The 26,448-nt window shown below is 55.5% G+C and carries 14 protein-coding genes; 5 read left to right on the forward strand and 9 right to left on the reverse strand.

Going from position 1 to position 26,448, the window contains the following annotated elements; genetic code table 11:
* Window positions 1-61 precede the first annotated feature (61 nt).
* Window positions 62-844: a crotonase/enoyl-CoA hydratase family protein gene (locus K3757_RS11325; protein ID WP_259995623.1), complete on the reverse strand. Its 783-nt coding sequence runs from the start codon at window positions 842-844 to the stop codon at window positions 62-64.
* A gap of 78 nt (window positions 845-922) precedes the next feature.
* On the opposite strand from K3757_RS11325, the gene K3757_RS11330 reads away from it, so the two are divergent.
* Together K3757_RS11330 and K3757_RS11335 are read left to right on the forward strand one after the other, a co-directional pair.
* Entirely contained in the window at window positions 923-1,813 is an 891-nt protein-coding gene (locus K3757_RS11330) for an amidohydrolase family protein (RefSeq protein WP_259995625.1), read from the forward strand.
* A complete protein-coding gene (locus K3757_RS11335) occupies window positions 1,806-2,984 on the forward strand; it encodes a cytochrome P450 (protein WP_259995627.1) in 1,179 nt (392 codons plus the stop codon). Before K3757_RS11330 ends, K3757_RS11335 begins: the two co-directional genes overlap by 8 nt.
* Before the next feature lie 601 nt (window positions 2,985-3,585).
* Here the strand turns inward: K3757_RS11335 and K3757_RS11340 are convergent.
* From K3757_RS11340 to K3757_RS11375, 8 genes are all read right to left on the reverse strand, one after another.
* Entirely contained in the window at window positions 3,586-15,624 is a 12,039-nt protein-coding gene (locus tag K3757_RS11340; protein WP_259995629.1) for an Ig-like domain-containing protein, read from the reverse strand.
* Window positions 15,625-16,602: 978 nt separating this feature from the next.
* On the reverse strand, window positions 16,603-17,472 hold the full coding sequence (locus K3757_RS11345) for an NAD(P)-dependent oxidoreductase (RefSeq protein WP_259995631.1): 870 nt from the start codon (window positions 17,470-17,472) through the stop codon (window positions 16,603-16,605).
* A 17-nt stretch (window positions 17,473-17,489) separates the two neighbouring features.
* Window positions 17,490-18,449, reverse strand: coding sequence for a D-glycerate dehydrogenase (locus tag K3757_RS11350; protein WP_259995633.1), 960 nt, complete (start codon window positions 18,447-18,449; stop codon window positions 17,490-17,492).
* The gene (locus K3757_RS11355; protein WP_259995635.1) at window positions 18,446-18,640 is read right to left on the reverse strand and encodes a hypothetical protein; all 195 of its coding nucleotides are present in this window, start codon (window positions 18,638-18,640) and stop codon (window positions 18,446-18,448) included. Before K3757_RS11355 ends, K3757_RS11350 begins: the two co-directional genes overlap by 4 nt.
* A 14-nt stretch (window positions 18,641-18,654) precedes the next feature.
* On the reverse strand, window positions 18,655-19,995 hold the full coding sequence (locus K3757_RS11360) for an amidase (RefSeq protein ID WP_259995637.1): 1,341 nt from the start codon (window positions 19,993-19,995) through the stop codon (window positions 18,655-18,657).
* Entirely contained in the window at window positions 19,992-21,359 is a 1,368-nt protein-coding gene (locus K3757_RS11365; protein ID WP_259995639.1) for a TRAP transporter large permease subunit, read from the reverse strand. Before K3757_RS11365 ends, K3757_RS11360 begins: the two co-directional genes overlap by 4 nt.
* A gap of 28 nt (window positions 21,360-21,387) precedes the next feature.
* A complete protein-coding gene (locus tag K3757_RS11370) occupies window positions 21,388-21,981 on the reverse strand; it encodes a TRAP transporter small permease subunit (protein ID WP_259995640.1) in 594 nt (197 codons plus the stop codon).
* Window positions 21,982-22,101: 120 nt separating this feature from the next.
* The gene (locus K3757_RS11375) at window positions 22,102-23,196 is read right to left on the reverse strand and encodes a TRAP transporter substrate-binding protein (RefSeq protein ID WP_259995641.1); all 1,095 of its coding nucleotides are present in this window, start codon (window positions 23,194-23,196) and stop codon (window positions 22,102-22,104) included.
* A 574-nt stretch (window positions 23,197-23,770) separates the two neighbouring features.
* On the opposite strand from K3757_RS11375, the gene K3757_RS11380 reads away from it, so the two are divergent.
* The 3 genes from K3757_RS11380 to K3757_RS11390 all read left to right on the forward strand — a co-directional run bounded on the left by K3757_RS11380 (window position 23,771) and on the right by K3757_RS11390 (window position 26,261).
* Window positions 23,771-24,502, forward strand: coding sequence for a GntR family transcriptional regulator (locus K3757_RS11380; RefSeq protein ID WP_259995642.1), 732 nt, complete (start codon window positions 23,771-23,773; stop codon window positions 24,500-24,502).
* A 154-nt stretch (window positions 24,503-24,656) separates the two neighbouring features.
* Window positions 24,657-25,601: a glutathione S-transferase family protein gene (locus K3757_RS11385; RefSeq protein ID WP_259995643.1), complete on the forward strand. Its 945-nt coding sequence runs from the start codon at window positions 24,657-24,659 to the stop codon at window positions 25,599-25,601.
* Window positions 25,602-25,622: 21 nt separating this feature from the next.
* Window positions 25,623-26,261, forward strand: a complete 639-nt coding sequence (locus K3757_RS11390) for a glutathione S-transferase family protein (RefSeq protein WP_259995644.1) — start codon at window positions 25,623-25,625, stop codon at window positions 26,259-26,261.
* Window positions 26,262-26,448 lie beyond the last annotated feature (187 nt).

Below are 26,448 nucleotides of genomic sequence, written 5' to 3' on the forward strand. Positions count from 1 at the left end.
TCTTCTCCTCCCAGTGAGACAAAGGTGATGCAGTGACGGTTTTTCCGTTCATCTGTCTTGGTTATCTGAATTTCGGCGGTCGTTTTTCCAAAAATGCGCGCAGCCCTTCTTTCGCGCCATCAGACGTTTGCGACATTGCCGCAGCGAGGCTTTCCGTGAATAACCCTTCAGAGCGGGGCATGTCCTGAATGCGCGGGATTGCCTGCATCATCAGGTAGTTCGAGAAAGGTGCATTATCTGCGATCTTGCGCGCAAGTTTTTTCGCAAGATCGTATCCTTCGCCAGCCTCGACAGAGTAGTGGCACAGCCCAAGCGCAAGGCCTTCTTCGGCTCCGTAGTTGCGCCCCGTCAGCATCATTTCCCGCATTCGATCCGCGCCCAGTAAACGGCCCACGCGCACTGTCGCACCGCCGCCTACGAATATCCCGCGCCGCCCCTCCGGCAGCTGGAACCGCACATCCGGCTCGGCGATACGAACATGGGTCGAGGCCGCGATTTCAAGCCCGCCGCCAATTACAGCACCAGTCAGGACCGAGACGACCGGCAATCCGCCAAACTCGATGGCGTCCGAAACGCGATGCCAATTGCGCGAATGATAGACACCTTCAATGGGGGCGCGATGCTCATGCTCGGCCAGATCCAGACCTGAACAGAAATGCCCGCCTTCTCCGCGCAGGATGGCTGCGTTCACACCCTCGGGTGGATTGGAAAAAAAGGTGTCAAGCTCAGCGATCAACTGGTCATTCATGGCATTGCGCTTTTCGGGCCGATCAAAAGTGACCGTTGCGATGTCGCCGTCAATCTCGACGCGCGTTGCATCTTTTTTCCCCGAGTTGCCCGCCATACACAGATCCTTTTACTTGTAAATTTGTTGTATAGGTTAACGGTTCTGCTGTATAGCATTTTTGCAGGGAGGCACATCATGGTTGATTTCAGCGCCGTCAAGGCAATCGATTTTCACACGCACGCAGAAGAACCCTGCAACCACGGCCGCGATGACGGTTACAACGAATTTCAGGCCGGGATGGCCAAATACTTCAAGAACCCGGCAGGAGCAGATGGAATGCTGCCGACGGTTCAGGATACCGCCGCTTACTATCGAGAGCGCAACATCGCCGCTGTTATCTTCCCTGTCGATGCAGAGCGCGAGACAGGCTTTCGCCGCTATTCCAACGAAGAGGTTGCTGGCATCTGCGCCGAAAACGACGATATTCTGATCCCCTTCGCCTCCATCGATCCACACAAGGGCAAAGCCGGCGCACGCGAAGTCAAACGCCTGGTGCGCGACTTTGGTGTGCGGGGGTTCAAGTTCCACCCCACGATGCAGGGGTTTTTCCCTAATGATCGCGAGGCGTGTTATACTGTGCTGGAAGCCTGCGCCGAAGAAGGGGTGATCACGCTGTTTCATACCGGCCAAACCGGCGTTGGATCGGGTATGCGGGGTGGCATGGGAATGAGGCTCAAATATTCCAATCCGATGTATCTCGATGATGTGGCGGTCGATTTCCCAGACATGCCGATCATTCTTGCCCATCCCAGCTTTCCCTGGACGGAAGAAGGGCTGGCCGTCTGCCAGCACAAGCCGAATGTCTACTATGACATGAGTGGCTGGAGTCCAAAGTATTTTCCTGAAACCTTCATCCGCTACGCCAACTCGATCCTGAAAAAGAAGATGCTGTTCGGTTCTGACTGGCCCGCGATCACGCCAGACCGCTGGCTTGCCGATTTTGAGAATGCCCCGTTCAAGGACGAGGTGCGCCCGATGATCCTGAAAGAGAACGCCCTGCGATTGCTGGGAGAAAGTGATGGCTGATCTCGCTCCGCTGGACGAAGCAATTACCCTCCATGCGCTCGACCGCGATCCTTTCCCGATCTATCGCCGCCTGCGTGCCGAAGCCCCGGTCGTCCGGGTCAAGGCGGCGGGCCGCACCTTGCTGACCAAGGCGGTTGATACGAAATACGTCAAGGATAACCCGGAGCTATTCAGTTCTGATGATCCGAACACGCCGATGAAACGCGCCTTCTGGGCGCACACGCTGATGCGCAAGGATGGCGCCGAGCATCTTCGCGAGCGCATGGCCATGGCACCCGCCTTTGCGCCCAAGGTGATCCGCGACGATTGGGTGCCGCAGTACCAGAAGATCGCGGAGGACTACGTGGCACGCTTGCCGCGCGGCGAGGTGGTCGATCTCTTTCCGGCGCTGTCGGGCCCATATTGCGCGCGTGGTCTTGCAGTGCTTCTGGGGATCGAGGACGCATCGGACGAACAGATGCAGCGTTGGAGCCAGGCCCTGATCGACGGTGCGGGCAATTTCGGCTGGCGCGATGAACCCTTCGCACGCGCGGACCGCGCCAATGAGGAAATGCACGCGCTCTTTGACAGCCTGCAAGACCGGCACCGCGCAGAGCCGAACAACTCCGCGCTTTCGGTCATGCTGAATGCAGATGACCCGATCGACGAAAAACAGATCTACGCCAATATCAAGATCGCCATCGGCGGTGGCATCAACGAGCCGCGCGATGCCTTGAATACAATCGTCGTGGGGCTGCTGAGCAATCCTGACCAGTTCGCGCAAGTCAAGAGGAATGGCGACTGGGACAAAGCATTTGAAGAAGGTGTGCGCTGGGTCGCGCCAATCTCTGCCTCGTCCCGGCTTGCGACGCAAGACACGGAGATCAGGGGGTACATCATTCCGAAGGGTGATACGGTCATGACCATCCAGGCTAGCGCCAATCGTGACGAGGATGTCGTTGAGGACGGCGAGATTTTTAACGTCTACCGTGACAAGATCCTGCACCAATCCTTCGGGAACGGCCCGCATTTCTGTCAGGGAACGCATGTGGCGCGCCGCGCGGTGGCGCAGGTCATGCTGCCGCTGCTGTTCGACCACTTCCCAAACATGTCCCTACCAGATCCAGACGCTGTGATTTGGCGCGGTTTCGGCTTTCGCGGACCTATTCAAATACCCGTATTGCTGAACTGACCCCGGACATTTTGAGAAACCCCGGAGATAAAACATGCCTGTGCACCCTCCTCCACAGAAAAGATGGGATGAATTAGCGTCTTATCGGGGGTTTAATGACTGCTATGGTGATTTCCGTTGCAACGCAGCAGCAGATGGCATGCCGCATCCGAAAAGCGATGCTGCGAAGGCAATTGCTGCATGAGCAAAAAGGAAGCTCAGTCCGCACAGCTGACCTTAGCGTATAGCGCAGCGAAAGACTGCTATCGGCCGTAAGCGGCACTCGATAGTAAGGGCGGATTGCGATCATACGCTGCAAAGGCGCAGCTACAATGCTCGTAGGGCAGAGCGGGCATTTCAAAGCCTCGTACCGTCTATGCCGAATGTGGCACAAAAGCTGCCAAAGACGCCGCTTGGCGTTTAGACCGACGCTGTATTATTTAAAAGAATTGAGAATGAAATTTGGCGCGTCTTACTGGACTATTTGGAAACCTATCCGCTCTTTGGATTATTGATAGGCGGGATTGGCAACAGGCTAGCGATGCCCCTTCAAATTACCTGAATAGCGAAGGATAGGGGATGCATGTCATCTGTTCCGACACCCATCCCCCGAGACAGTCCCCTAGAGAAGATCGAAGGACGAATCTTCCGCCAGACCGACGATAAGCGCCTCTTCTAGTGCTGCGTCAAATATCTGCAGATCCGCAATTTCTCCTGAGAACGGATTGGTGAAAGAACCGTTGCCTGTGGCGCTTGCCCAACCAAGGCCCCCGACCTGCAGGAATTCCTGATTGGTCTCCCATGAGGATACAAGGCCTGATTGCTCGCCTCGCAACACGCCATCGACCCAGAGCTGGACACCCTCATCGGCAAACACAGCAGCCACCTCGTACTCCTGACCAGCGTTCAAATTCTCGAAAACCTGCGTCGAGCTATTCGCGCCATCTTGGAAGCGTACAATCAGATCGCTATTTTCGATGTATGCTGCAAAGTGATTGCCTCCGCCCACGAAGCCTGACGCATCCTTGACGACCAAACCCTGACGAACGCCCGGATTGTCGTCAATAAAGGAGAAGGCGATGGTACCCTCTCTGAATTCGAAGGTCTCTGAGGGCGCGATATTCTGCACCTGTGCCGCACTACCATCGTAGCTCCGAATTCCAAGCTGCTCCAGCACCGCGGTTGGCAAGACCGGTTCTGTCGTAACACCGATGCTGACAGTGGCCATATCCGTTGGGCCGTCCCCATCAGACAGAACGTATTCGAAGGTAACAGTGCCAACAAAGTCCGGATCGCTGGCCGTGTAAGACACAGTTCCATCACCATTATTGACGATGGACCCGTTAGCGGGATCGACGATAGAGAGGATGCTCAGCGCATCACCGTCTGCGTCCGTGTCATTTGCCAATAAATCAATGAGTACCGCTTCACCCTGCAAAACATTCGCGAAATCATCGTTCGCTACAGGATTGTCTTCAACCCCATTGACCGAAACGCTGACGTTCGACACATCCGTACCGCCGCGACCGTCAGCGATGACAAAGTCGAAGCTATCGGTCCCAAAGAAATCAGCATCAGGTGTGTAGCTGACAGTGCCATCGCCATTTAACACGACTGTCCCATTCGTCGGCTCCGACAATACTTCGGCAACAGTTAGGCTATCCCCGTCGAGATCAGAGTCGTTAGCTGTTGGGTCAAACGTGATCATGGTGTCCTCATCCAAAAAGATCACATCATCTACAGCCACTGGATCTGCGTTTGGCGGCCCGTCAGCATGCAGTGTCGCGATCTGATCTGGCGTAAGGCTCACATCATACAGTTGTTTGTCAGTGATTGTCCCCGCGAAGGGCGACACAAAGCCTGCCGCACCAGAGGCGCTTGCCCATCCGAGACCTCCCCACTGGATGTATTCGACATTCTGTGTCCAATCCATCACCAGCGGATTACTTCCCACTGCCACGCCATCCAGATAAAGAGTGCTACCCCCTGCCCCGAAGCTGGCAGCGACATCGTAAGTGACCCCTGCTTGGATGTTGGGAACTGTAAAGATGGCGTCAGCCGTGCCGTTCTGGAAACGAGCGGTCAGCGTACTGCCCTGCAGATAGAGCGCAAAGTGGTTGCCCCCACCAACGTATCCGGACGCATCTTTAGAGAACAAACCTTGCTGGCCAATGGTATCGGCTGCGGTGAAGGAGAAATTGAGTGTCCCTTCTGCAATCGAGTAGAGCCCGGAATGCGCGATTTCTTGAACGCTGTTGTTCGCACCGTTGAACACAGAGGTACCCGGCACATCCACGATAGGTATCGGGATACTTGTCACCTCGATCTCTACTGTGGCTGTATCGGTCAACGCACCATCGGAGACCTCATAGGTAAAGCTATCAATACCTGAAAAACCTGCAGTGGTCGGGGTGTAGGTTACCGTACCGTTGGCGTTCACTTCTACGCTGCCGTGTGCGCCTTGGCTGACGTCGGATATAGACAGCGAGTCATCGTCCACGTCCACGTCATTGCTTAGCACATCAATGATAACAGCAGTGTCCTGCGACACTGAGGCAATGTCATCAGATGCGACCGGCCCGTCATTCACAGGAGCCACGTTGACAGTCACAAGCCCGCTGTCGCTGCCACCGTTGCCGTCTACCACAGACACTTCGAATGTGTCGGTTCCGTTGAAATCGGCGTCTGGCGTGTAGGTCACTGTGCCGTCTGTGTTCAACACAGCCGCCCCGTTTGTCGGATCTGTCAGGATCGCTGCGACCACAACCGTATCGCCATTGCCGTCGGTATCGTTATCGGCAGGATTAAAGATGATCGACGTATCTTCATCCGTAGCAACGATATCATCCACAGCGACCGGCTGCTGGTTCGGCGCCTCCAGTATCGAGACTGTGACCGTTGCAGTATCGGCTGTGCCGCCGTTGCCGTCTTCGACGGTGTAGGTAAAGCTGTCCTCGCCTGTCACACCGATGTTCGGTGTATAGGTGACAGTCCCATCGCCGTTGGCGACCACGCTACCAAGCAATCCATCGCTCACCGCCACAACTGTCAAAGCATCGCCATCGGGATCGACATCGTTCGATATCACGTCAATGACTGCCGCTGTATCAATCACAGTAGAGGCCACATCATCGTTGGCTGTGGGATCGTCATTCACCGCATTCACAGTCACAGTAACGGTCGAGACGGCGAAGCCGCCGATGCCATCCGCCACCTGCACGTCAAAGCTGTCTGTGCCGTTGAAATCTGCATCTGGCGTGTAGGTCACATCACCGCCAAGACCCAGAACAGCAGACCCGTTGGACGGATCGGTCACAACGCTTACCACAGTGACGGGATCACCGTCGGGGTCGACATCGTTGTCTGCCGGATTAAAGACAACGGCTTGATCCTCGTCCACAGACACTGCGTCCGGTTGCGCTGTGGGCGGCGAGTTCGAGGCCGTGGATGTCGCGGCCAAGGCCGCAATCTGCGAGGCCGTAAGCTCCTGCGCGTAAATCTGGCGATCTGCCAGAATACCGTTAAAGGGCGCGTCAAAGCCGAAGTCGCCGCTTGCACTTGCCCAGCCACGGCCCCCCCATTGGATTGCCTCGACGTTTAGGCCCCAGTCCGTAACCAGCGGATCAGAGGCGACCGCATTCCCGTTCACCCAAAGGGTCACACCCGATGCGCCAAAGGTGGCTGCGATTTCATATTCCTGGCCTACTGCTATCCCGCTGGAGGTAAGGATGGTTTCACTGGCACCATTCTGGAAGCGTGCTGTCAGGGTATTTCCATCAAGGTAGATCACAGCATGATTGCCGCCCCCCACATAACCGGAAGCATCCTTCGAAAAGAGCCCCTGTGGCCCGCTGGTGGTATCCGCGATAAAGGAGAAGGCGATCGTGCCTTGGGATATTTCGTAGGCTTCATCGTGCGGCAATTCGATCACATCGCCTGCGATACCGTCGAACGTAACAGCACCCGGCGCGTCAAAGATCAGAGGCGCGGCAGTCTTGACCACAAGTGGTGTGCTGGACAGACCCACCTGACCGTCACCCGTGGTCACAACAGCCACCAGTGCGTTCAAACCGCCATCTGGCGTCGCACCTCCGTCGGTATCAAGCAGCGACAGGTCCGCCAGACCCACACCGTTGGCATCCAGTGTGACCGAAGCCAGAGCCTTACCGCCCATCGCCTCATTGGCGTAGAATGCCAGCTCGTCCGCCGCGATGCCGAACGCAGGCGCGCCACTGGCGATAAATAGCCGCGTATCCATCTGGAGTATCTGCACGGTCGCACCCGCAGGACCGGTAACTTCGACCGTAAAGTCGGAAGACGTGATATCCACCTGAGTACCCGCAAGCGAGGCAACCTGATCTGGCCCAGCGCCAACCACCGACAAGGTCGGGGCTGCGATGACCGCTTCAGTCGTGACAACACCTTGGCTACCACCCAAAGACCCACCTGGCAGGTCGAATACGCTTTCATCAAGCAGCGAGCCAAGCGATACTTCGGTATTGGTGCCATCAGTGAACGTCACGGTGACTGTGCTACCGATCAATTCATAACCGGAGACAGAACCGGCATTTCCCGCGCCCGGCACCCCTTGGATAGAATTCGGATCGATGTCTGTGGTGAAAGTAAACGTCTCTCCGGGGTCAAAGTTTGTGAAATCGATGGTCAGGACGTCAAAGCCGCCATTTCGCGGCTGGGAAAACGGATCGGATGCCGGATCGGCTGGCATGACCAGACCAGTTGCTGCGGCTCCGGCATTGGGGGTGAAGGGCGAAGCGGTTGCATCCCCCCCCGAGCCAGTGGGATCAAATACCATATCCGGTAGAATACCCGTCGACAGATCGAAGGACACCTGAGCGATCTGCACACCGGCAGCGCTGTTGTTGGTAAGCTGGAAACTACCCGCAGCATAGGTGGACGCGTCAAGGTCCGTACCCGGCGTAACAAGGATGCCAAGACTACCGCCCTCAACCTGATCGGTTGGCTGGACGTTTACGTCAAAGGTTCCAAGCACAGTCTCGCTGGTGACATTGCCCAGAATATCAGCCACTTCACCATCATTAAGGGTTATTGTGTAGGTACCGTTGTCAGCCGGATCAAAGCTGCCGCCTGGAGGCGTGATCTGATAGGTGGCTATTCTGGTTGCGCCATCCGAAGGCACATCAACCGACAGAAGCGTCGCGGTCGTACTGAATGCAAGCGCGCCGTTGGACACAGTAACATCGAGAGAGTCGAGCGTTGACACATCAACCGCTGTCGCATCGCTATATGCGATAGTGAAGGTATAGCTGTCCCCCGTGGTGGTCACATCCGGAGCCGTCAGATCGGCTGTCGGAGCGGCCGTATCCGTATCACCCGCCACAATAATCTCGATACCCTTGATGGCGGGGTTTTCAGAAAGGTGGAGGAATTCCAGATCGATTGTCCCGTCACTCACCATTGTGTGCGATACCACAGCGCCTGTGCTGAACGCATTGCCCGCAAGCGCGTAAGGGTCGATGCCCGCAAATGCCGCAGGCACAACACCATCTACGCTGATATCAAACACCCTGTCGCCAGTCGCATCGCCGCTTCCGTCAAGGTCGGGCAAGCCCGCGTAAAGTTCGGCCACATAAATGCGGACCTCAACCTCGGTCCCTGCAGCCACGTCAAAGGCCCAAGCCATCTCGCCGTTTGCGTCGTTAATCGAATCCCAACGCTCGACCCCCATCATCTCGGCCACTGCGCCGGTGCCGGAAAGCAAGGATATGTCGACACCCGAAACAGGGGTACCACTGCCCGGGAAATCATTGTTGGAACCGGGGTTGACGAGGTATGGCGAATTGCTGTCTTGAAGGTCTTCGGACCAGTTTGGTCCGCCATCAGAGGCAGCAACTTCGGCACCGCCCGCATTCACGCGGTAAAGAACATCGCCCGGCTGTGGGCCTGCTTTCTCGTTGACGATCAACGCCAGCGTTTCAGTGGTTGTTGATGTCCCATCATCTGCCGTGACCGTGATCGTGTAGGCACCATCATCCGGTTCGGCTGTGGTCCATGCGAAACTGCCGGTCCCATCGCCATTATCAGCGAAAGAATACTGCGCAGGATCGACGAAAGTCCCCTCAGCGTCATTCGAAACAGCAACAGAAAGGGCGATGGCGTCACCATCCGCGTCAGTCGCCTGAATTGAGAATGCCGCTTCTGCGCCTTCTCCGATCTCGATATCCGCGATCGGGTTTATCACAGGCGCTGCGTTTTCAGCATAGGTGAGGTGGATCGGCGACGTGACCGGCCCTTTGGACGCGTCTGTCACCACGTCAATCACGCTGGCGACAATGCCCAATGGCAAGTGCGCTTCGTTCAGCTCACCGAATTCGTTGACCTGATCGGGAACCGAAAGATCAAAGTTCGCAACCTGAGTGAAGTCGAACAGGCTGGAAATATCCTGAACAGAGCCGTCCAGCGGAACATCCACATATAGTATTTCCACCGCATTGTTGGCCGGAAACCCGGAATCCTCCAGCGCCTGCAACTGTTGGTCAAGGCGATCATGATAGACGTTGACCGGATCGAAGGCCGCGCCATTTGTGTCCGTGAATTCGTTGGTGAAAGGCACAATCATACCTTTAAGCACCATGACCCGTGCTGTTTCGCCCGCCGGTCCTGAAATCAGGATCTGCGGTCCGCCGTCGCCATAGGTGCCCTCATCCCCCGCAGCGATGCCGCTAACAGAGATATTTACCTCAAGATTGTCGCTATCCTGAGTCGACAGGGCCAATGCACCAATCTGTTCACCGGTCCCCTGCCCCTGCAACTGGCCGGTAGAACCGGTACCGTCGCTATAGCCAACGGTAAACAGGCTGCCAGCAAGTTCGGCACCACCAATTCCGCCGACATCCCAAATGTTGTTCCCGCCGGCATTTTGCAGCGGCGCCCCGCTATCCAGCGTGGATTTGCTGGAACCGGCAATGGAATTGGGATCCATATCGAGGCCAAAAGTCAGTGTCTCACCTGGATTGAAGTCCGTGAACTCAAGGCGGATGCGTTCATATCCATCTGCCCCGCCAGACCCGAGATACACGATGCCGATCGCATCTTCGTCAAATCCGCCGCCGCCGTTTGTATCTGTGGGAACCACCAGTCCGGTGCCTCCGTCAGTGCCGTTATTCAGCGTCAGTATTTTTGCTGTGCTGTCTCCGGCGATACCGAAAGGATCAAAGACCGCGTCAACCAAGACTGCGTCGCTGACATCAATCTCGATAAAGGAGATGTTCTTGTTACCATTGTTAGTGATCTGGAACGACCCGTTGCCGAAGTTCGACGTTTCGATGTTGTCTTGACCATCATTGATTGTGAGGATTGCCGATCCGCCCGTTGGTTCAGGCTCGACTTCGGCTTCGCGGACCACAATACCGCTAATCTTGGCGTTATCGACAGAGGCCGAAAAGCTGATATCGATCGCGTCCGGATCACCGTACACATCAGGAGAGAAGGTTTCAGGAAGCGTGAGCACAAAGGGCTGGTTGATGTCACCACCGGTTTGTTCAAGGATATCCAGATCATCGATTACCAGCTGCCCTTCGACAAAAACGTCAAAGACACGCCCGCCAATTGCATTGATCGGCTGGAAAATTTCGGCGAAATGCAGTTCCAGACTATACGCACCCGCTGCCACCGGTATGACGTAGTCAAGTGCGGGATCGGTCGGGGCACCGCCATAGCGTTCGGTCTCATAGATCGTACCGTCGAATACGGTTTGAGGTCCATTGCCGCCGTTTCCGTCTACATAAACCAAGCCGTTCAAAAAGGCGGTGTCAGCCGAAAAGTCTATGCCGTCCTGCGTCAAAGCCGGTCCACCGGCATTGATTGCCGCAACGATCTGCCCACCTGTTGCGGGGATCGCTTCGGTCACAAAAGTCAGCGTCGTGTGGCTGGCATCGCCACCCTGATTCAACCAGAAAGTCACATTGCCGGTCAGCGCGTCGATGTCAAATCCGGCAAAGCCCGAGCTGGTATCGTTCAAAGCCGACAGTAGGTCATTACCAACAAACCCCTCGTTGAAGACAAGACCGCCGTTGAGGTCACCGGGTTCGACAACTCCGTCAGGGGATTGGCCGAGCTGGGGGACCGCAGGATCAAGTGTCAGATCATCACCGAGCTTGAGGCCTAAGAAACCACTGTTTCCGGGATCAGCCACATAATTGTCCAGCAGCACATCTGCCAAACGGTAGCCGTCAGGGATTTCGACTGTGATGAAGTCACGGTCGGCGTTCGAGCCTTCCAGATTGGAAACAATTGTTGTGCTGCCGCCAGCAGGCAGCAGGATCGCATCCGGCGCATCGGCGTCAGAAGAGAAGTCACCTCCGGAAACGGCCAAACCGTTCACCGTATCCGCTGGATCCGCCGCACCGGCAGCAAGAATTTCAATACCACGGACAGCGGGGTTGTTCACCGCGCCGTGCAGGAAATCCAGATCAAGCACGCCATCGGTGATTGCCGTCGTGTAGGACAGGACGAACGCCGCATTGCCATTGGTATCAAACGGCGAAATTGCGCTAAAGATTGTTGGCACCACTCCTTCAACGGCCACGTCAAAGGACCGCTCACCCGGAGCGCTTTGTGTGGCTGACCCCTCGGCCAGATACAGGTTCACGGTATAATCACCAGCCACAAGCCCGCCGAATTCATATTGCATTTCTGCGTCGTCTGTGGCGCTGACAGGGTCCCAACGCTCAGTATCGAAGATGGCCGATGGGGCGCCGTTAACATCCGCCGGATCAACTGTGATAGTCGCCGTCGACGCAAAGGTATTGCCACCGCCCGCCACAAGGAACGGTGTCGGGTTGACACCGCTATCCTCGGACCAGTTTGGTCCGCCATCGGTCGCAGCAACTTCTGCGCCACCGGAGTTGATGCGGAACAGGACCTGACCCGGTTCTGTCACCGTGTCGTCGTCCTCAATTGTTACGCTGGCTGTGGCCACACCGATATTGGCGTTCGGACCCACGCTCAGGATATTAATGGAAAACGCTTCATTTGCCTCAGGCAAGGCATCCTGCAAGATGTTTACCAAGAATGTGACGTCGGACGAACTGCCGGCAATGGAGACCGTATCAGTATAAATACCTGTGACAGTATCATAGCTCGCGGACGCATCGCTGTATGAATAGTCTTCCAGAGGCGTGGCACCGCCGGGCACTATTTCAAAGGTAATATCGACGGTCTCTGCAGCCGGCACTGTGATATCAGTGGCCAGTGAAATCTGTACCTGTCCGATATCTTCGGTAACAACCTGATCACCACTTATGATCGACACGGTGGGGTCAACGTCCGCACCTGCCAGCTTGATAATCTCGATCCCGTTGATCAACGGGTTTTCTACGCCATGCAAGAATTCAATGTTAAGCTGCCCGTCTGTGACCGTGACCTCGTTCGAGATTACCCCACCGACAAGGTTACCGAAACCGGCGCTAAGGTCGATATCGTCAAGATTGGGAAGAACGGCACCTTCGATAGCAACGTCGAATACCCGGGTTCCAGGCGTCCCTGTCCCAGTATACCCGTTGCCCATGTATAGCCGCACCTCGTAGACACCGACACCGACATCAAAACCCCATTGCATTTCCGTCCCACCGGCCTGATCCCAACGCTCGGTCTGGAAAATTGCGGCAGGCACTTCTGGCCCCACAGACGCACCGGGAGCCACATTGAAACCGTTGAGGTTATTTTCACCCGCATCAATCAGGAAAGCGCTGTTTGCGGTGTCGGTATCCGCGGACCAATTCGGCCCGTCGTCAAGGGATGCAATCTCGGCACCGCCTGCATTCACGCGGTAAAGAACCGTTTCATTGTCGATGCCCACGGTCACCGAAGCAGTGGCCGTCAGACCATCGGAATCCGTGACTGTATAGCTAAAGCTGCCCTCGCCTTGAAAGCCCGCCGTAGGACTGAAGGTGATGCTGTCGTCGGAAGGATCACCCGCTGTTCCGTTGTTATTAAGCAAAACAGTACCGTTAACCGCATCACCGACCGCTGTGATGGTAAGAGTATCATCCGCATTTGCGTCTGTGTCGTTGACCAATAGTTGGCTGGTAGACACGGTGATCGCCTCATCCAAACCGGTGGAGATCAGATCATCTTCGGCCATTGGGGCTGTCGGGGTTTCTGTGGCGCTGATCTGGATATCATCGAACACAGCCTGAAAGGCGTCTGCTTCGGCTTCTCCGTTGTTGGTCGCGAACAGACCAACGGCAAGGCCGGTCTGCTGCCCCTGCACAGAACTGTCACCTTTTATGGCATCCAGCACGGCCGTCCCGCTGAGCGATATCGGCGTGCCAACAACCACTGAGGTTCCGGTGGCGGTTTCATACGTGATTGTTGCTGTGGCAGTTTCCGCCACGATATCGATGTCCAGCTCGGCAAAGATTTTCTTGGCCTCTGCCTCGGTGACATCGAAAATACCATCTGCTTGAATGAATTGATCCGCGGCAACCGCATCGCCGTCCTCAAGCGTCACCTGAATTTCCCCATTCGGGTGCTGGATTGCGACAACCTTAAGGTAATTGGACTGATCGCCGGTGCCGATGTATCCGCCTATCTGCTGGTACGTGCCGGTAAATGCATCGCCCGGATTGAAGAATGACCACCGGATATTGAGCGTGTCGACTGCATCGCTAAGAACCACGCCGGTGTGGAACAGGAATTCACCACTATTTGATCCGGTGAAGGGATCACCGTTCGACACGGTTTCGATAACAGTCGCCCCCCCCCCAGCAGCGGTGTTAAATTTCACGTTATCAAGGTTAACGTCCTGATCGGGCGCGCTGGACGGCTCTTGGAAAAAGGCCTCGAAATCCGTGGTGCCGTTGACCATAACACCCGTCAAACCGCCGCCATAGCCGTCAGGGCCGGGGAAATCATCCCCTACGCCAGAGGCAGCGAAGCTCCATGTATAGGTCTGGTTGCCCTCAATAAGGACAGAGGTTCCGTTGGTGTCGTCACGGGTAAACGGGTCAACTGCGTTTAGAAGGCCATCGTTGTCAAAATCATTATCATTGGGAAGCACCACATCGCTGGGCACCCAAACGCTGATGTCATTCGAGCCGATTTCGGCAATCCAGATACTGCCATCAGGCGCAACTGTCACATCCAGCGGGTTGATCAAATTCCCCGCAAAACCCGGCAGTTGATAGGTGCCGTCGCCTGCACCGGTGGGCACAAAGTCATCAGCAGTCCCCAAGATGCCATCAGGACCAGGATCAACCAGTGCTTCAACAGCGGTGCCGGCATCATTCAAATTCAGAACCGTGAGGTTATCGTTGAACTGCGTGACAAGCAGCGATCCATCCAGCGCGCCATCAAAGGCTGTCCCATTGGAATTGTAGTAGACAAGACCGTTGCTCGACGACCCCACTGTCACCAACGAATTCGATTCCACGCTGCTATGCGGGACCCGAACACCGCTTTCTGCCAAGCGTACAGGATCGCCTGTGAACTTGGATGGATCAATCAGGAAACCGTCTGCGATCTGCACGCCATCCGGCACAAGCGCAGACAGGTCGCTTACGGTGTTTGGCGTCACGGAACCATCAGGATTCCCGTTATCATCATAGACTGTCCACGACAGGTTTTGATTGGACCGCGCCGGGTTCGGGTGGCCGTAATAACCACCATCTTCTATCAAGAACAGAGGTTCGGCAGCGCCCGTGCCACCGTTGTTGGGCTGCTGGGATGCCTCGCCATCCACAACAACCGGATCGCCCCCCAAATTGCCGTTGGATCCATTATCAACAGTGTAGAGTTGCCCCGAAGGCGACATGACCAAGTCGTAAGGGTTGCGGAACCCGTCAGCAAAGATGCGCAAAGGCGCATCCGCAGGCAGCACAGCCATGTTCAATCCGTCATTGCCCCCGAACGGTCCGTTCACATCCATCCCGTTAGCGTCTTCGCGCACACCGTCATTCGCAACGCTGGGATCATCCAGCGTCGGCAGATCATAAACATAGTCCCGAACTGTGCCGCCTTGGCCGCCGTCAGCGTCCTGCAAAACGGGGCGCGATGCGAGATCGACCAGATCAATCTCCAGAACAGATCCGGAAAGGGCGTATTCCCCTGTATATGAGAAGAAAGACGATGGTGCGCCGTTATTGGTATTGCCACCCACGGCCAGATACAGAGTTTCGCCATCCGGACTAAGCACCATACCGTTGGTGGCGTGGTTCTCTTCGGATCGCGGCAAACCGCGGATCAGATCCAGCTGCACCCATTCTGTACCGGTCCAGCTTACTTGGGTGACGATACCGGAATTTGTGTCCAAGTTAACCTCGCCGTTCGAGGAAATCCGCGGATCGCTTGATGAAATATAGAGCACGGGATTTTCGGCCGTGCCCGCCACCACGATCCCTGTCACCTGTCTGTTCGCCTCACCAGACAGCGATCCATCATCGTTGTGGTTCTGCAACCCGGTCACAACGCCAAGCCCGCTCGCAAGCGTCAGGGCTTCGTGATCGGTGGCGACATATTGGCCATCTTCAATCGTGACTGTGAAGGCATTCACCGTGCCGTTCTGTTCCGCAACGTACAAACGGCCATCCGGTCCGAATTGTAGTGATGTCGGATTGCTGATGACATTGGGGCCATCGGAAATACCTTGGAAAGAGCCGACCTGATTGAAATTAATAGCCATTGTGAAAATTCTCCCGGGCAGAATATCGTGCGCGCCCCAATTGGGGCAGCAGACGATATCTATGAAGGCCAGCCGCGCTCCCCAGAGGCAGAAAAGGCCGAAAATAACTTGATGAAATAGTTTAAGTCGCTGAAATTATAGTATTTTTGATTGTAGAAATTGAGCATTCGAGGGGAATACCCCCGCAATAATAACAAATATAACTCTCTAAACTGGATAGTATGGCCGTAATATTTTGACCACGAGAACGCGGCTATGAAAAAATAAGCCAACGCAAAAAATTCAAATAGAAATTCTTAATTATTAATAAATAGGGATCACAAGCCTGTAGGTTGTCAATTTTATTCTGGACTCCCAAAATGGCTCATAGATTGTATGTCCGCCGAGATCACTACCCATGATAGAATTTTGAAGCTGGTCGCGCAGGTCAAATTACGCGTAGGCGTCATTCCCCTTTTACGTGTAGCGAGTTATTTTCGCGGGATTTAATTAGACAGAAGCGCGACATGCTGCCGCAGGAACAGGCCCGCTTTCAGGAAATCTGATCAAAATCTCCGATAGCGCAATAAACTTCTGATCAAATCGTCGTTCGTCCATATCCGTTAATCAATCGCCCTGAAGGGAGTTGGCTCCCGAATCATTTCTGCGCTCATCTGCACATCAAAACGATCAGCTACCAGCGACTGGTTCAGCCGCCCCCGTCCCGAATTACGTAGGCGCGGGCGATCGCGCGCGCCTACCCGCTTTCAACTGTGTTGATGAATAAACTCAGGCCGATCATCGAATTGCGACCTTCCGGCCTCAACTCTGCTGTGTGCCAGTATGAGCGAGGCCAGTGGGCAGGCCTGCGATCACTTAAATACCGGCATCCGTTCCTGCATCTTGGCGGACACGACTTCTGCGAATTAGGGCGGTTCCTGCTGCGCCGCGAATTCAACGGATTCCTTCTCCATCTGCGCTGTCATCTGCTCCTGACCATCAGGTTTGCTGAAGCCGTTTGAAAAGCGCTGAAGTATCCCAACGCCCACCACCCATTTTTTGGACGTCTTTATAAAACTGATCAACCAGTGCAGTGACGGGCAAGGATGCCCCGTTTTCGTTCGCCGTAGACAGACAAATTCCAAGGTCCTTGCGCATCCAGTCAACCGCAAAACCATGTTCGAAATGATCGGCCAACATGGTCTCGTAGCGGTTGGACATCTGCCATGACCCGGCAGCGCCTTGACTGATCACCTCAACCACGGCGGCGCCATCAAGCCCCGCTTTGGACGCGAAATGCATGGCTTCGGACAGCCCTTGGACCAAACCCGCGATGGCGATCTGGTTGCACATCTTGGTCATCTGGCCTGCCCCACTGTCGCCAATGCGACGACACAGTTTAGAATAGACGTTCATGACAGGTTCGGCCCAGTCATAATCGGCCTGATCGCCGCCACACATGATCGATAATGCGCCGTTTTCGGCACCCGCCTGACCGCCGGACACGGGTGCATCTACGAACGCGATCCCGCGGTCTTTGGCGGTGGCATAAAGCTCGGCTGTGACTGCGGCGGAAACTGTCGTGTGATCTACGAATGTACTGCCTTCTGACATGGTCGCAAACGCACCTTCGGGGCCAAGGCATACGGCGCGCAGATCATCATCATTTCCCACGCAGGCCATCACTATTTCAGCGCCTTGTGCGGCCTCGGCAGGTGTTTTGCCAAAACTGCCGCCGTGCTCTGCCGCCCATTTTTCCGCCTTTGCAGTCGTGCGATTGTAAACGGTCACAGCGTGGCCCGCCTTGGCCAGATGCCCCGCCATTGGATAGCCCATGACGCCGAGGCCCAGAAAAGTCATTTTTGTCATCGATTTATCCATAATTACTAAAGCTGATCCTGCGGTGTTTGACCGGCAAAGAAGGCGTCCAGATTGTCCAAAGCACGAAAGCCCATAGCGTCGCGCGTGGTTCGGGTCGCGCTTCCGATATGGGGAAGCATGAAGACATTGTCGTATAACGAAAGCGCAGGGTTTCCGCCCGGTTCAACCTTGAAACAATCAAGGCCAGCCGCCACAACATGCCCGCGATCAAGCGCCGCCATCAGCGCGTCTTCGTCGATCAATGCCCCGCGCGCGGTGTTCACAACGACCGCCCCAGGAGGCAGCATCGCAAACCGTTCAGAATTCATCAGATCGGTTGTCTCGGGAGTGGCGGGGCAATGCAGGGACAAGAAATCCGCAACGCCCAGCAGGCTTTCAATCGTTGAATGATACGTTGCACCTTGCGCAAGGTCCGCCGACAATTCGCTGCGATTATAGTAATGCACATCCATGTCGAACCCGCGTGCCTTGGCGGCAAACGATCGCCCAACACGGCCCATGCCGATGATGCCAACACGCGCACCTGTCACTTGCTTGCCGACCATAAACGCAGGCGACCAACTGTCCCAACCGCCCGTGCGCACAAGTCGATCCCCGGCGACCGCGTGACGGGCGGCCCCCAACATCAAAAGCATCGCAAGCTCTGCGGTGGCGTCAGACAGCACATCGGGCGTGTTCGTCACCGTGATACCGCGTGCGGCCAAGGCCGGTAGATCGCAATGATCAACGCCCACAGAATGGTTCGCCAAAATCTTCAATCGCGGATCAAGCTGCGCCACCACATCGGCCGAGAAGTGTTCTGAATGGCACGGAATGATCGCATCAAACTCGGCACTTGCGGCGATGATGTCCTCGGCGGTTCCGGGCGTATCATCGTGATTGATCACAACTTCATAGTCGCGCGCGGCACGTTCCAGCGTCGCGTCAGACAGGCGGCGGGTGATCCAGAGGCGCTTTTTTGTCATTTCTTACGGATACATTCATCGTAGAAATCATAAACCGCCATACCGCAAACAACGATGGCGATGATCATGAAGGGAGATCCCCCCACAAAGCCCGCAAATCCGGTCGAGATACTTTGGGAAAGCCCGCCGATAAAAATACACAAGCCCGCCGTGCCAATCAGGCCCACAATCAATTTCGTGATGTATGACATGGTTTTTCCTTTCGTTATTCTGCTGCGTCAGCAAGATGGATTTGCAGCCAGCGCGCCGTGCGCAACAGCCGATCGTCTTTTTCAGCGGGTCCAATCAGCTGCACGCCAATGGGCAGCCCTGTTTCCCCGACCAGCATAGGCAAGCTGATGCAGGGCAATCCCGCCAGCGTCCAAAGTGTGCAAAAAATCGGATCGCCCGTACCATTGCCGAACATCGGGGCCTCACCCGCAGCCGAGGGCGCGATGATAGCATCGTAGTCCATAAAAAAGGCTTTGAAGAACCCTTCGGCAGAGGTTTTGACCGCCAAGGCGTCGTCATACTGCGCTTTCGTGATCGTGCGCGCTCGGGTGATGACGGGTCGTAGCGTGTCGCTGATCTGGTCCCAATGTGTCTCGAACACCTCCGCCTGATGCTGGGCGATTTCGTATTCGTGGATGGTGGCTTGAACGGCAACAAGATCAGAAAGTGTGTCCGCCGCCGCCATGCGTTCCACCGATGGCCCGAGGATTTCAATAACCGCATCAATCCCGTCCAAAGCATCACCTGACAGGCGGTCATTGAACGGCAAATCAAACCACGCCAGCGCGGGCGTCACGGGCGCATCTGCCGCAGCGCCTGCCGACATATTCGGGCGTGGCCGCGCAAAGCTGACGGCGTCGCGTTGATCATATCCACCAATCGCGTCCGTCAGCAAAGCCACATCCGCAAGCGAGCGTCCGAAGCAACCAACCTGATCTAACGACACAGACGTTTGCAAAATCCCATCGCGCGAAATGACACCGCGCGTGGGTTTGAACCCGAAGACACCGCAAAAAGATGCGGGCCGAATGACAGATCCGTTGGTCTGTGTTCCAATTGACAGAGGCACATGCAGTGCAGCCACAGCCGCCGCCGACCCACTCGATGATCCACCTGGTGTGTGATCGGGATTGTGTGGGTTGCGTGTTTCATTCGCGTGTACAAACGCGAATTCGGTCGTCACTGTTTTGCCCATGATCACCGCCCCCGCCTCGCGCAGCAGCTCAACCAGACGGGCGACGTTGTCTGTCTGGCGGCCCTCAAAGATCACACTGCCGCGTTGCGTGGGCATCTTGGCGGTGTCGATGATGTCTTTGAGCCCGACAGGGATGCCGTGCAGCGGGCCCGTCGCCAGCCCTGCGATGCGAATGCGGTCACATTCTGCGGCTTGCGCAAGTGCTGCGCCTTCATCCAAAAACGCCCATGCTTTGATCGCGCCATCCGTTTCAGCAATTCGCGCAAGACAGGATTTCACCAGTTCGACCGACGAAAGACGACCCGACGCAATGGCAGCCAGCGCCTCGGATGCTGTTAAGGTGTAGCTGTTCTTGATCACGGGATGTAGGGTCCGAAGAGGTAGTCAGGGAACCACAGCGCGATACCGGGGAATGCATACATCAAGCACATCGTCAGGATCACAATCCCGAGGTAAGGCATAATGCCACGGAAAATTTCCATCAGCTCGATCTGGTTTTTTAGCACCCCTTTTAGATAATAGGCCGACATGGCCATGGGCGGGGTCAGGAACGACGTTTGCAGGTTCAACGCGATCAGCATCGCAAAGAAATATGGGTTCACACCGAACACTTCGAGAAGTGGCAGGAAGATCGGCACAAAGATGATCAGGATCTCGGACCATTCCAGCGGCCAGCCCAGCAAGAAGATGATCAGCTGTGCAAGGATCAAGAACTGCCATGGCTCCATGTCCAAACCGCCAACGAAATCAGCGATAATGTCGTGGCCACCGAGGTAGGAAAACACCGACGCAAAGGTCCATGACCCGACGAATAACCAACAGACCATTGCGGTGGCTTTGGCCGTCAGGAACACGCTTTCTTTCAGCTTGGTCCATGTCATCGAACGGTACAGAACCGCTAAGACCATGCCACCAAGAGCACCCATTGCGGCAGCTTCGGCAGGCGTGGCCAGACCACCAAGGATCGAACCCAGAACCAATGCGATCAACACGGTCAATGGGACAAAAGATTTTAATAGATCAAGATAGATTTCGCGCGGCGGGGGTGGGTTTTCCATCGTCGGCTTTGGCGCCAATGCAGGGTTAAAGTACACGCGCACGATAACATAGACGATATAAAGGCCTGCCAGCAACAATCCCGGGAAGACTGCAGCCGCATAGAGGCGCAGCGGGGACAGGTCCGCAATCGCGGCATAAACGATCAACATAATCGACGGCGGGATCAGAATTCCCAAGGTCCCGCCCGCACAAATCACACCCGCGGCAAAGCTTTTGTCGTAGTTGGCGTTTGCCATCGCGGGGAAGGCCAGCAAGCCCATCAACGTCACAACCGCGCCTACGATGCCGGAGGCTGTCGAGAAAACCGCGCAGGTGAGCAAGGCCGCAATCGCTAGTGAACCAGGCAGGTTTCGCGCAGCCATATAGAGCGAGAAGAACAACTTATCGACGATGTTCGCTCGTTCCACGACATAACCCATGAACAAAAACAACGGGATCGCCACGAGGATCGGGTTTTCCATGACTGAATAAGTGTTCTGGTTCACCAGGTAGAAGATGTTGTTGTTGAAAATGTCGCTGAAGACCTCAACCGATCCCTCACGGTGGTAGGCATAATAGCCAAACGCGACACCCATCGCGAGCAGCGTAAAGGCAATCGGAAAACCAAGGAGAACCAGAACAATAAACAGCGCCAACATCATCAGCGCGACTTCGGGGTTTGTCATCTTTTTATCTTTCTAGAAGCGCTTGGGGCTATTTGTTGTTGTCACGGGCGAAGGAGCTGATCGTTTCAAGATCGGCGTCCGACAGAATGTCTTCGGTCTCACGCACATCGACCAGCCGCTCGGGCCACACACCCGTACGGAACGCCATCACACAGCGCACCAGTTCGGCCACCCCTTGGAACACGAGCAAGAAACCGGCCATTGGGATCAATGATTTGAAGAAATATATCTGGATACTGGCGGGGCTGTTAAAGCTCACTTCTTTGTAGCGCCAGCTGTCAGATGCAATTTCCCAGCCGTACCATGCAAGCGCGAGCACACCGGGGAAGAAGAAAAGGAAATAAAGGACAAAATCCAATGACGCCTGAACTTTTACTGGAAACAAACGGTACAACACGTCGGCTCGCACATGGGTGTCTTGGGCCAAGGCGTAAGCCCCGCACATCAAGAACAAAGCGCCATACATTTGGATCATCATGTCAAACGCCCAGACAGTGGGCGAGTTGAGGACGTATCGCACAAAAACCTCGTAGGACACGGACAATGTCAGGATCAGGATACACCAGCCAAAGGCGCGACCGACCCAAAGGCTAAGACCTTCAATTGCATGGACAAATTTCATGTGACTGTTGCTCCCCTCACAGATCAGGCGGGCATTCTTTGCGGCCCGGCCATAGTGATTTCAAGTGCACATTGCCCGGGCGCCAATGAGGCACCCGGACATTGTTAAACCAATTCGCAATTAAGCGAAGTAATGATCGTATGCCAGTTTGTAGTCAGGCTGGTTGAGATTCAGGTAACCCATCACTTCTTTGGCGTAGGTCTTCTGGGATTCCATCACGCGTGCAAAGAACGGATCCTCGCTTGCGATGCGGTCAGCAACCGTGTCCCATGCCGCCAGCTGAGCTTCGAGAACAGCCTGTGGAGTGCGGTGAACGTTCACGCCGTCCTGTTCCTGAAGCTTGATCAGGTCATCGGAGTAACGCTTTGTGTTGCCCCAATAGAAGCCGGAGTTTTCCGCCATAGATGCGTTGCGGATGATCGCCTGATGTTCGGGCGACAAACCGTTCCAGACGTCTTTGTTGATCGTAACCTCAAAGCACTCTTGGCTCTGGTGGTAGGATGCTAGCATGTAGTCTTTGGACACATCCTGCATACCGAAGTCACGGTCAGATGTCGGATTGTTGAATTCGGCCGCATCGATCAGGCCGGATTTCATTGCAGGCTGGATTTCGCCACCAGGAAGTTGAACAACAGACATGCCCATTTCCAGCATAACGTCCGCGGCCAGACCAACTGTGCGGTACTTTAGACCGTTCATCTGGGACGCATCGGTAATCGCTTCAGAGAACCAGCCAAGCGGCTGGGCTGGCATAGGCGAGTTGAAGAAGGACACAACGTTCAGCTGCAAGTCTTCCATCAGTTCGTCAAACAGTTCTTGACCACCACCAGCGTGGATCCAGCCGAGCATTTCCTGTGAAGACCAGCCAAAACAAGGACCTGTGCCGAACAGAGATGCGGATTTCGATTTGCCGTACCAATATGCGGATACGTAATGTGCCGCATCCAGAACGCCGCGGTGAACCGCGTCTTGCATCTGGGATGTCTTCACAACGGAGTCCACGGACAGAACTTCGATTGTCAAAGACCCGCCAGACATTTCGTTGACGCGTGCCGCAAAGGACTGTGCGTTCTCAAGGAAGATACCGCCGCCCCAGGCTGCCTGCATCTTGATCGTTGTACCGTGGCTTTCTGCAATTGCGGGTGTGGCCAATGCTGCGGCGCCGGCAACAGCCGACCCGCGCAGAAATTTTCTGCGGTTTATTGTATCTTTCATAGTTCCTCCCAAGGAATGACGATCAATCACTCCAACAAGCAGGAGCAATGTATCGGTTCATTTTCAGATTTGAGGGACTGCCCAATTTGCAAAGAAACGCACCCTCCCAGTGCGGCCCTCAGCGGCGCATTATCCCCCAATCAATAGAACCCTAAGAACAAGTTTTTTTCTAAACAAGCATTTCATTTGCTCGTACGTATGTGGTGGATAGGTCATGGCCTGACCTGTTCGCGCTAACTTGTTTTGGACAGCAAGCCGGTGGGTACAGTTCATGAATGTCACAAACCCGGGCGCAATTCTTTGAATTTACTCGATTTGCTCCGCTGCCAAGCTCTGCGGTTTGGTCAAGATTTTTGTCCAATTCCAAGGCACGGGAGGGCGTTTCGCAGCGGCTAATTCGTGATGCAAATTAATTTCAGAACAGTGTATTCAACACCAATTGTATACATCTTTCTGCACGAAATTGTCGAATTTCCTTCAAATCGGGACCGACTCACTTGTCAGATTCAAATTCTGTATACAATCTAACTCAGACCGCTCGGCACCTGCCGAACCAAACCGCTAGGATTACTTTGTGTCCATTGGAAACCTCAGCCAGCTTGACCGCGCCCTCTTTGGATTGCGTTCCCTTGTGATAAACGGGGAGTTTGAGGGCGGGCAGCGCTTGCCCGAGGTCGCAGTGGCAAAACAGCTTGGGACGTCGCGCACTCCGTTGCGTCAGGCAATGGACCGACTTGTCGCCGAAGGACTGTTGGAACGGATCGAGACTGGCGGCTGCCGTGTCGCAACATTTACCCGCGACGACATTGCTGATGCGATCGAATTGCGCGGCGTCATTGAAGGCACCGCAGCGCGCATGGCCGCCGAGCGCGGCGTAAGCGCTGATTTGCTGGGCCAAGCAAATGATGCATTGGAAGGTATTGATCGCGCCTTAAAGGCCTCGGACGGTGTGAATTTTGAATGCTATGTGCGCCGTAACGCGAAATTCCACGCGCTTTTGGCGAAGTTTTCGGGCAGCGCGCTTATCCGGCGTGAGATTGAAAGGATGAGCCTGCTGCCTCTTGCTTCACCCTCCGCATTCCTCAGCGAACAGGCCGCGATCCCCGATTTTCAGGATTCTTTGCGCTATGCTCAGCGCCAACACCGCGCGATCCTGGAAGCCATCACAAACCGCGAAGGCGCGCGCGCAGAGGCATTGGTGCGCGAGCACGCCCGCCTTGCGCTTATCAATTTCAATTATCTGACCGATGTTCAGCCCACCCTCGTCAAAGACGTGCAGGGGTTGGCGTTGGTCGCATCGACATAACCCCAGGAGGGGAACCTATCTGTGTCCAGTCTTTCAGCCCTTAAGGCCCAGCACACCAATCTGGCAGATATGCTGCGCAACTCCCAGATCGGGATGCATACCTATCCTGTCGTGGCCCCCGAATGCATGAAATTCAAACCTGAGGAATCCGCCCGTGTCCAACCCAAGCTCCGAGATCATCCTCCACGCCTACCCCCAGTCGCCCGTAGCCGAAAAGGTACGCGTTGCGTTTGGTATCAAGGGGCTGGCGTGGCGCAGCGTTGAAATTCCGCGCCTACCGCCAAAGCCAAACCTGACCGCGCTGACCGGTGGTTATCGGCGCACGCCTGTGGTGCAGATTGGCGCGGACATCTATTGCGACAGTCAATGCATTATTCGTGAACTTGAGCGCCGGTATCCGTCGCCCAGCTTCATGCCCACCGCCGATCAGGGGTTGATGTGGTGCCTCAGCCGCTGGACCGACGGGGCGCTTTTCGATCTAACCGTTCGGCATGTTCTTGGGTCCGCAGGTGACAGTCTAGACAAAGATTTCGCCGCAGATCGTGGGCGGTTATATCTAGGCGAAGACTGGGCCGCAGGGCTTAAAAAAGCCAACGCCGACCTGCCCCATCTTGTAGCCCAAGTGCGCGCACCACTGTCATGGCTGGATGCGCAACTAGCGGATGGGCGTGATTTCTTGCTCGGGCCGGACGCATCCGCGATTGATGCGCAGTTTTACCATGTCGTCTGGTTCTTGCGAGGGCGCTGGTCGGGCGGGCCGTCATTTTTGTCAGAGTTCACCAACCTCGTGCGATGGGAGGACAATGTCCGCGCCATCGGGCACGGGACATATCGACCAATGGACCCCCAAGACGCGACTGAGCAGGCAAAATCGCACGTGCCCCTTGCGGCGACGGGCGTGGCGCCAAACGAACCGCAAGGCCTGATCGTCGGGCAATCCGTCACTGTCACCCCCGACGTAAATGGCGGCGAACAGCCTGTTGCAGGTACACTGCGCTACGCCGATGCCGAAACAGTCACGATTGAGCGCACAGCGGATGATGTTGGCACAGTCTGCGTCCACTTCCCGCGATCCGGCTACCGTATTGATATCGTTTGATCCCAAACCAAGGACCACACCATGATTGACCTCTACACTTGGACCACGCCCAACGGCCGCAAGGTATCGATCCTGCTCGAAGAGTTGGGCGTGCCTTATGCCGCCCACGCGATCGACATCACCAAGGACGAGCAATTCGCACCCGATTTCCTAAAGATCGCACCTAACAACCGCATCCCCGCGATTGTGGATCACGACACAGGCATCCAGATGATGGAGACCGGCGCGATCATGATGTACCTCGCCGATAAATACGGTCAATTCCAATGTGACGGTGACGAGTACTGGCGCATGGTGGAATGGCTGATGTGGCAAATGGGGGGCCTAGGCCCGATGTTGGGCCAAACGCACCACTTTGTGAAATATAACAAAGGCAAATCTGCTTATGCTGAGGAACGATACAGCGCTGAGGCGTTGCGTTTGTACGGCGTGTTGGACAGACGGCTAGAGGGTCGTGACTACATCGCAGGGATCGGGCGCGGCATGTATTCGATCGCTGATATGGCCTGCTGGCCGTGGGTGTCACGGTTTGAATGGCAAGAGGTTGATCTGAACGCTTTCCCGAATGTCAAAGACTGGTACCTGCGCATCGCCGCCCGCCCAGCTGTACAGGCCGGATACTCCGTGCCGAAATTCACGACTGACGTGCCCATGCCATGAGCCACTATGTTGGAATGTGCCGTTGCATTTAGGCACTCAAATGGCTCATGGGGCAATGGTCGAAAATCGCAGAAGCAGCCATTGATAAGCACACGGTCTACGGCAGCTTCGTCCCGCGACCCGTAAATTCGACACTTGAACCATGCTGCGGACCGCACCAATGACCGGTTTTCTCGCCGCGCGACGG

This window comes from Sulfitobacter sp. S223 (assembly GCF_025143825.1).
Taxonomy (GTDB): domain Bacteria; phylum Pseudomonadota; class Alphaproteobacteria; order Rhodobacterales; family Rhodobacteraceae; genus Sulfitobacter.

Coding starts and splice junctions, on each gene's coding strand:
- K3757_RS11325 (WP_259995623.1), bottom strand. CDS start 844: ATGGCGGGCAACTCGGGGAAAAAAGATGCAACGCGCGTCGAGATTGAC.
- K3757_RS11330 (WP_259995625.1), top strand. CDS start 923: ATGGTTGATTTCAGCGCCGTCAAGGCAATCGATTTTCACACGCACGCA.
- K3757_RS11335 (WP_259995627.1), top strand. CDS start 1,806: ATGGCTGATCTCGCTCCGCTGGACGAAGCAATTACCCTCCATGCGCTC.
- K3757_RS11340 (WP_259995629.1), bottom strand. CDS start 15,624: ATGGCTATTAATTTCAATCAGGTCGGCTCTTTCCAAGGTATTTCCGAT.
- K3757_RS11345 (WP_259995631.1), bottom strand. CDS start 17,472: ATGACAAAAATGACTTTTCTGGGCCTCGGCGTCATGGGCTATCCAATG.
- K3757_RS11350 (WP_259995633.1), bottom strand. CDS start 18,449: ATGACAAAAAAGCGCCTCTGGATCACCCGCCGCCTGTCTGACGCGACG.
- K3757_RS11355 (WP_259995635.1), bottom strand. CDS start 18,640: ATGTCATACATCACGAAATTGATTGTGGGCCTGATTGGCACGGCGGGC.
- K3757_RS11365 (WP_259995639.1), bottom strand. CDS start 21,359: ATGACAAACCCCGAAGTCGCGCTGATGATGTTGGCGCTGTTTATTGTT.
- K3757_RS11370 (WP_259995640.1), bottom strand. CDS start 21,981: ATGAAATTTGTCCATGCAATTGAAGGTCTTAGCCTTTGGGTCGGTCGC.
- K3757_RS11375 (WP_259995641.1), bottom strand. CDS start 23,196: ATGAAAGATACAATAAACCGCAGAAAATTTCTGCGCGGGTCGGCTGTT.
- K3757_RS11390 (WP_259995644.1), top strand. CDS start 25,623: ATGATTGACCTCTACACTTGGACCACGCCCAACGGCCGCAAGGTATCG.